Genomic DNA, 8421 nt, shown 5'->3' on the forward strand with positions numbered 1-8421 from the left:
TTTCGTCCCTTTCTCCGGCTCCTCCGATTCCTCCGGCCACCGTGGCGGACCCCACCGCGACGGACAACGCCGCGATGGATAACGCCGCGATGGCCGCGCCGCGAGCCTTGTCTGCGCCTGCCTCGACGGCGTCCGGAATGCCGTCCGAGACCCTCGTCGACCGCGTCGATGAGCTCGCGCGCATGCGGCCGGAAGACATCGCGCTCGTGATGCTCAACGACGGCGGCCTCGACGGCCGAGACCGCCCCGTGCGCTACGCCGAGCTGGCGCGCCGCGCGCGGGCGGTTGCTGCCGCGCTGCAGGACGCCGGCCTGCCGCCGGGCGCGCGGGTGCTGCTGGCGCTGGAGGGCACGGACGGCTACCTCGTCGCCTTTCTCGGCTGCCTGTACGCCGGCCTCATCGCGGTGCCGGTGTTCCCGCCCGAGCCCGCCCGGCCGCAGCACCTCGAGCGCTTCGGGGCGATCGCGCGCGACGCGGGCGCGGCGGCAGTCCTCGCCGCGCGAGCGGACATCGACGGCGGCGTCTTCACCGGCATCGCGGGCATCGAGGGCATCGAGGGCGTCAAGGACGTCGCGGCGCCCGGCGCCGCGCGGCTGCTGGCCGTCGACGACATCCCCGCCGAACGCGCCGATGCGTGGCGTCCGCACCGTCCGAGACCCGCCGACATCGCCTTCCTGCAATACACGTCCGGATCGACGTCCACGCCCAGGGGCGTGATGGTCAGCCACGGCAACCTGATGGCCAACGAGATCGCGATCCAGGCGACGCTGGGCACCACCGCGCGGGACGTCTACGTCAGCTGGCTGCCGCCGTTCCACGACATGGGCCTGATCGGCGGCCTGCTGCAGCCGCTGCACGCTGGCGGGATGCTGGTGCTGATGACCACGGCCGCCTTCCTCGCGCGACCCACGCGCTGGCTGGACGCGATGCACCGCTATCGCGGCACGGTGGCCGCCGGTCCCGACTTCGCCTATCGCCTGTGCGCCGATCGCGTCGCGCGCGCCGACCGGTACGCGCCGCCAGCCTGGGACCTCAGCGCCTGGCGCATCGCGCTGTCGGGCGCCGAGCCGGTTCGCGCCGACACCGTCGCGGCTTTCCAGGCCGCCTTCGCTCCTTGCGGCTTCGCGGCGCGTGCCGTCACGCCGAGCTACGGGCTGGCCGAGGCGACGCTGCTGGTGACCGGCAGCCAGCGCACGCACGGCGCGGTGTCGCGGCTTTTCTCGAGCGAGGCCTTGAAGCGGGGGATCGCTGAGCCGCTGCCGGAGGATGGGGAGGTTGCCACTGACGTCGGCTCCCAGCGCCTGGTCGGCTGCGGAGCCGTCGCGCCCGATCACGCCTTGCGGATCGTCGATCCGTCCAGCGCCGCGGTGCGTGGCGCGGGCGAGATCGGCGAGATCCAGGTGAAGGGTCCCAGCGTCGCGATGGGCTACTGGGGCAGGCCGGAGGCCAGCGCCGAGACCTTCGTGGAGGAGGGGCCGGATCGCTGGCTGCGCACCGGTGACCTGGGCTTCGTGCTGGACGGCGAGCTCTACGTGACCGGCCGCATCAAGGACCTGATCATCGTCCGCGGCCACAACCTCTATCCGCAGGACATCGAGGCCGCGCTCGAGACCCGGCTGGATCTCGTTCGCAAGGGCCGCATCGCGGCCTTCGCGGTGCCCGGCCCGACGGGCGACGCGATCGGTGTCGCGGCCGAGGTGTCCCGCGCCACGCGCAAAGCGGTGACGCCGCAGGCGCTGGTCGCCGCGATCGCGGCGGTGGTCGGCGAGGTCTGCGGCGAGGCGCCGAGGGTGACCGTCCTGCTGAACCCCGGCGGACTGCCCAAGACATCGAGCGGCAAGATCCAGCGCAGCGCAGCGCGTCGCGGCTGGCAGGACGGCAGCCTCGATGCCTACGCGGTGCATGCGAATGGGCGCTTCACGGTCGATGCGGAGGACACCGATCCTCGGAGGCTCGACGCTGCATCCGACGCAGCGCCCCATGCAGCGCCCGACGCAATGCTGGACGCGGAAAGCGATGCAAAGCGCGATACGGGACCTCACGCCGGAACCCATGCAGGGCGCGATGCGGCGTTGACCGACACCGAACAGGCGCTAGCCGCGATCTGGCACGAGGTGCTCGAGGATGCCGGCGACCTTCGCCTGACTCGGCGAAGCCACTTCTTTGCCGTCGGCGGCAACTCGTTGACCGCCGCGCGGCTCGCGTCGCGCGTGACGGCGCGGTTCGGCGTGAGCCTGGCCCTGCGCGACCTGTTCCAGGGGCCGACGCTCGCCGCACTGGCCGCGCGGGTCGAGGCGCTGCGGCAGGAGGCTGAGGCGCTGCGACAGGGGGGCGAGGCGATGCCGACATCGGCACCGCTGGTCCCCATCGCGCGGGGCGCCACGATGCCGCTGTCGCCGGCGCAGCGCCGGCTGTGGCTGGTCGAGCGGCTGACGCCGTGCGCCGATCGCCAGGCCCATCCGGCCTACAACATGACGGCCGCGCTGCATCTGTCCGGGCCGCTGGACCTGCCAGCGCTGCGAGCGGCGATGACCGACCTCGTCGAGCGCCACGAGGTGCTCCGCACCGTCTATCCCGAGAACGACGACGGCGAGCCGCTGGCCGTGTCGCGGCCGCCGTTCGCGCTCGAACTCCCGCTGACGGATGTGTCGGCGTTTCCCGAGGTTCGCCAGTCCGCGATGCTGGACGAGGCCTTCGCCGCGATGGCGGGCATCGCGTTCGAGCTCGCCGACGGCCCGTTGCTGCGCGCGACGCTGCTGCGGCTGGCGCCCGAGCGCCACGCACTGCTGCTGGGCGTTCATCACATCGTCTTCGACGGCTGGTCGGTGGCCGTCTTTGTCCGCGACCTGGCCACCGCCTATGCCGCGCGCCAGGCGGGCCGGCCACCGGCCTGGTCGCCGCTGCCGGTCCAGTACGCCGACTACGCCAGTTGGCAGACGCGCCAGCTCGCTGCGGCGCTTCCCGCGCTCGCCGCGCACTGGCGCGAGACGCTGCGCGGCGCGCCCGTGCTGTCGACGCTGCCGCCCGACCGCGAGCGACCGGCCGTGGCGTCGATGGCCGGGGAGGCGATCGAGCTGATGCTGCCGCGCGCGGAAGCCGACGCCATCGGGCAACTGGCCCGCGCGCAAGGCAGCACGCCGTTCGCGGTGATGCTGGCGGCCTTCCTCGCGGCACTGCACCGCCGCGCCGCCAGCGACGACCTGGTCATCGGCACCGATGTCGCGGGGCGCGACCGGCCCGAGATCGAGGACCTGATCGGCTTCTTCGTCAATGTCGTGCCGCTGCGCTCACGACGCGAGGGCGGCGGCACGTTCGCCCAATGGCTGGCGCGGGTGCGGGACCTGAGCCTGAGCGCCTTCGAGCATGCCGCGATGCCCTTCGACCAGATCGTCGACGCGGCCGGCGTGCCGCGCACGCGGCGACATGGACCGCTGGTGCAGACCTTGTTCGTCGTCCAGAACACGCCGGCCGGGCGCACGGACCTGCCGGGGCTGAGCCTGCGACTCGAGTCGCGCCCGCCGGCCACCTCGAAGTTCGACCTGGCCGTCTTCGTGACCGACACGCCGGACGGCCTGCGCGCCGAATGGGTCTTCGCCGCGGCGCTGTACGAGCGCGCCAGCGTCGAGGCCTTCGCGCAAGGCTGGCGCGTGCTGCTGCGCGCCGCCGCGGCCGCGCCCGATGCGGCGATCGACGCGCTGCTCGACGCCGTGCCGGGCGCCCTGTCGCCTGCTTCTCCTCCGCCTTTCAAGGAGCCGACCATGACTTCCCTCCCCATGCCCGCCGTCGACAAGCCCGGCAAGCTCGACAAGCTGAGCAAACTCGACAAGCTGTCCAAGCTCGGTAAGGGCGCAGCGACGGCGGCCATGGCGGGCGCGCCCGCCATGGCCGCGCTGCCGGGTGTCGCCGCGCTGCCGGGTGTGCCCGCGCTGCCGGCCGTGCGCCTGTCCACGCTGGCCGAGGATCGCCGCTTCCCGCTGATCGTCGAGGCCACCAGTCCGGACATCGATGCCGTCGCCTGGGCGCGCCGGCATCGCGACACCATCGAGTCGCTGCTGTTGTCGCATGGCGGCCTGCTGATGCGGGGCTTCGGGCTGCGGACGCCGCAGGAGTTCGAGGCCTTCGCCGAAACCATCGAGCCCGAGCTGTTCGGCGGCTATGGCGACCTGCCGAAGAAGGAGGGCGGTCGCAACACCTACCGGTCGACGCCGTACCCCGAGCGGCAGATGATCCTGTTCCACAACGAGAGCGCGCACCTGGAGCGCTGGCCGCGCAAGCAGTGGTTCTTCTGCGAGTTGCCGTCGCCGGTCGGCGGCGCGACGCCCATCGTCGACTGCCGTGAGATGCTGCGGCGCCTGCCCACCGACCTGGTCGACGAATTCGAGCGCAAAGGGCTGCTGTACGTCCGCACCTTCACGCCGCGGCTGGACGTGTCGTGGCATGACTTCTTCAAGACCACGGACCGTGCCGAGGTCGAGGCGCGGTTGACGCTGGCCGGCACCGGCTTCCGCTGGCTCGATGCCGACACGCTGCAGACGCGCACCCGCTGCCCGGCGGTGGTCAAGCATCCATTGACCGGGGAACGGGTGTTCTTCAACCAGGTGCAGCTGCATCACGTCAGCTGCCTGGAGGCGCAGGTGCGCGAGGACCTGCTCGGGCTGGTGGGGCCGGAGCGGATGCCGCGACACGTGATGTTCGGCGACGGCTCGCTGATCCCCGACGCGACGATGGCCGTCGTCGGCGCGACTTACGAGGCCTGCGCGGTGCGGCTGGAGTGGCGTCAGGGCGACGTCATCATGCTGGACAACATGCTGGCGGCACATGCGCGCGATCCCTACGAGGGACCGCGCAAGATCGTCGTGGCGATGGGCGCGATGTTCGATCGCGCGGCGCTGGGCGGGGAGGTGTGATCCGATGAACGCGGTCCACACCCCCGAGATCGCCGCCGCCGCGCTGGCGTCGAGCGGATTGAGCCCCGAGCAGCGGGCGGTTGCCTTGGCGGATCCGTCGGCGGCGCTGACGGCGTGGGTCCGCATCGACGGCCCGCTGGACGTCGTCGCGCTGAGGCGGGCGGTCGAGCAGGCGGTGGCCGAGCACGACCTGCTGCGCACGGCCTTCGGCGCCGTGGACGGTTATCGCGGCCTGCGGCAATGGTCGCTGCCCGCGACACCGGCGCTGGATTGGCAGGGCGCTGATCTGCGCGACGCGGACATGGCCGATTCCACGGCCGATTCGACGGCCGACGGAGCGGACGGACGCCAGGGCGGGCGGCATGGACGCGATGAGGGCGCCAGCGCGCTACACACGTGGCTGGGCGCACTCGCGACGCCGCTGGCGATCGATGAGGGGCGCGTAGTCCGCGCGGGGCTGGCGCGACTCGGTGAAGCGCGCCATGTGCTGGCGGTCCACGCAAGCGCCTTGGTGGTCGACGCCGGGAGTCTGATCGCGCTGCTCGCACGGGTGGCCGAGATCGCAACCGCCGATGCGATCGGCACCGAGCACTTCCAATACGCGCAGTACGTCGACTGGCGCGCGGAGCTCGCGAGCGACGACGGGGCTCAGGCGGGCAATGCCTATTGGCAGCGTCACTTCGCTGGCACCGCGGATGACGCGGTCGCCGCGAGCACCACGGGCGCCGTGGGTGTCGTGAGAGCGCTGAACGTCGCCGACTGGCAGGCACCTCGGCTCGCCAAGCCGCTCGCACCACGAGCGGGGCGTCTCCAGGCTCGCGCGGCGTTGCCGGCTGACTTGGTTCGCCGTCTCACCGATGCCAATGCCGACGGCGACGGCGACGGCGGCGCCAGCGCGGCCGGACCCGAACGGCTGCTGCACGCGGTGTGGCTGCTGCTCCTCGCGCGTCTGAACGGCTTCGAACCATTCGTCGCTGGCTGGCGGCACGACTGCCGCGTCGACTACGACCTGATGCGCGGCGGCATGGGCCTCTTCGAGAAGGTCCTGCCGATGGCGATGACGCCGCGCCCGGAGGCCCGCTTCTCCGACTGGCTCGCGCATTGCGCGGCGATCGCGACGAATCACGTGGACGCCCAGGAGTACTGGCCGGTCGATGCTCCACCGACCACGGCGCATCGGGAGGCCATCTTCGGCTGGCGCGAGGCCGTGCCGCCCGCAGCCGGCTGGTCCGCTCCGGACGTCGAGTTGCCGGAGAGCGATGTCGCGCTCTCGCTCGATGTGCATTGGGGTCCGCGCCCGGAACTGGTGCTGAGCGCCGACGGGACGCGCCATTCACGCGCGGCCGTCGAGCGGCTGCTGTGGCAGTTCAATACGCTGCTCCGCGCGGCGCTCGACCACCCCCACGCGGCAATGCACATGCTGGATCCCGTCGGCGAGGCGGAGCGGGCGGCACTGCTGTCCTGGCGCGGCGAGCGACGCGACGTGGGCACGCTCACGATCTCGCAGCATGTCGCCGAGTGGGCCGCGCTGTCGCCACAGGCGCCCGCCGTGGAGGCGCAGGGTGAGACGCTCGACTACCGGTCGCTCAACCAGCGGGCCAACCGGCTCGCCCGCGCGATGAGCTCGCTGGGCGTGACGCCGGGCGCGCTCGTGGCGCTGAACCTGCCTCGCAGCGCCGACCTGATCGTCGCGATCCTGGCGACGTGGCGCGCCGGCGCGGCGTATCTGCCGCTGGAACCCCATTGGCCGGAAGTCCGTCGGAAGGCGCTCCTCGCCGACGCGCGGCCCGCGCTGGTGCTGCACGCCGCATCGCTCGGCGGCACGAATGCGGTCGACGTGGCGCTCCATTGCCGCGCGGCGGTCCTCGCCGGCGAAGGCCTGAGCCCCGCAGATGAGCCGGCGCTCGACTTGTGCACCCTCGACGCCGACATGCCGCCAAGCGTCGCGGGACTGGGCGATCTGGCCTATGTGCTCTACACCTCGGGCTCGACCGGCCAGCCCAAGGGCGTCGCCATCGAGCATGGCCAGCTGCTCCATTACGTCGTCGGCAGCTCGGCCGCGATGGACCTGGCGGCCAGCCGCCGCTGGGCGCTGACGAGCTCGGTGGTGGCCGACCTGGGCAACACGGCGCTGTTCGGCGCGCTGTTTAACGGCGCCTGCCTGGTCATCGCCGAGGACGCCGACACGCGGGACGCGGACGCCTTCGCCCGCTTCGTCGACGGGCGCGGCATCGACGCCATCAAGATCGTGCCGTCCCACCTGGAGGCGCTGCTGGACGCCCGGTCGCCGCGGTTGCCGCGCACCGTGGTGCTCGGCGGAGAAGCCGCGCCTCGCGCGCTGATCGAGCGCATCTGGCGCCTCGCGCCGGGCACCGTGATCCACAACCACTACGGCCCGACCGAGACCACGGTGGGCGTGCTGGTCCACCGCGTGCGCCCGTCCGATGCGCAAGGCGCCGACGCGCTGCCGCTGACGCAGGTGCTGCCCAACACCCGGGTCCATGTGCTCGACGAGGCGATGCGACTGGTGCCGGCCGGCGCCCAGGGGCAGGTCCATGTCGGCGGTCCGCAGCTGTGCCGCGGCTACCTGGGTCGCGAGGTGCCGGGGGTCTTCGTCGACGACCCGTTCCATCCCGGCGAGCGCCTCTACCGCACCGGCGATGTCGCGCAGGTGCTGGCCGAGGGCGGCCTGCGCCTGATCGGACGCGCGGATCATCAGCTGAAGCTGCGAGGCTTCCGCGTGGACCCGGCGGAGGTCGAGGGCGCGCTGCTGACGCTGCCCGGCGTGCGCCAGGCCGTCGTGCTCGGGATCCCAGGCGCCGGCGGCATCGAGTTGACCGCCTGCGTCGCCATGACGGAGGACGGCGCCGGCGTCGACGTCGGCCTCGGCGGCCTGCGCGAGGCGCTGAAGTCGCTGCTGCCCTCGCACATGGTCCCTGCACGGGTGATGCTCGTCGACGACTTCCCGCGCCTGCCCAACGGCAAGCTCGATCGCGCGGCCATCGCGACGCTCGTGGCGACCGCCCTGACTTCGCCCTCGACCAAGAACCCGACATCGACATCATCCGTCGTCGTGCCTGGCGCGCTCGGCGCGCTCAACGGGACGAGCGGCCCGACGGCCTCTGTCCAGGCCGCATCCGCCGGCGCGCCGCGCGACGCGCTCGAGACCGTCCTGTCGCAAGGCATGGGCCTGCTGCTGGGCCGCGGCCCGATCGGCATCGACGAGGACTTCTTCGAGCTCGGCGGTCATTCGCTGCTGGTGATCCGCCTGGTCGCGCGCCTGCGCAAGCTGCTGGGCATTGAGATCGAGCCCGGCCTGGTCTTCGACCACCCGACCGTGGCCGAGCTGGCCGCCGCGCTGCGCGCCGGCCCCTGGGACACCTCGGGCTTCGAGCGCCTGGCCGCCACCGACTGGCAGACGTCCGAGACCGCAGGGCCCCAGACAGCGACATCCAAGACAGCGACATCCGAGACCACGGCCTCCGAGACCGCGACGCCGTCCCCCTGATCCCTC

At 72.5% G+C, this 8421-nt stretch carries 2 protein-coding genes; both read left to right on the top strand.

Annotated features, from left to right (window positions below):
• Nucleotides 1-137: 137 nt before the first annotated feature.
• The gene (locus tag FHT37_RS05890) at nucleotides 138-4907 is read left to right on the top strand and encodes a condensation domain-containing protein (protein ID WP_183479435.1); all 4770 of its coding nucleotides are present in this window, start codon (nucleotides 138-140) and stop codon (nucleotides 4905-4907) included.
• 4 nt (nucleotides 4908-4911) lie between these two features.
• The gene (locus tag FHT37_RS05895) at nucleotides 4912-8415 is read left to right on the top strand and encodes an amino acid adenylation domain-containing protein (RefSeq protein ID WP_183479437.1); all 3504 of its coding nucleotides are present in this window, start codon (nucleotides 4912-4914) and stop codon (nucleotides 8413-8415) included.
• Nucleotides 8416-8421 lie beyond the last annotated feature (6 nt).

The organism is Mitsuaria sp. BK037, assembly GCF_014193045.1.
Taxonomy (GTDB): domain Bacteria; phylum Pseudomonadota; class Gammaproteobacteria; order Burkholderiales; family Burkholderiaceae_C; genus Roseateles.

Bases quoted from the DNA above. Each gene is read 5' to 3' on its own strand.
- FHT37_RS05890 (WP_183479435.1), top strand. From the start codon at position 138: ATGCCGTCCGAGACCCTCGTCGACCGCGTCGATGAGCTCGCGCGCATG.
- FHT37_RS05895 (WP_183479437.1), top strand. From the start codon at position 4,912: ATGAACGCGGTCCACACCCCCGAGATCGCCGCCGCCGCGCTGGCGTCG.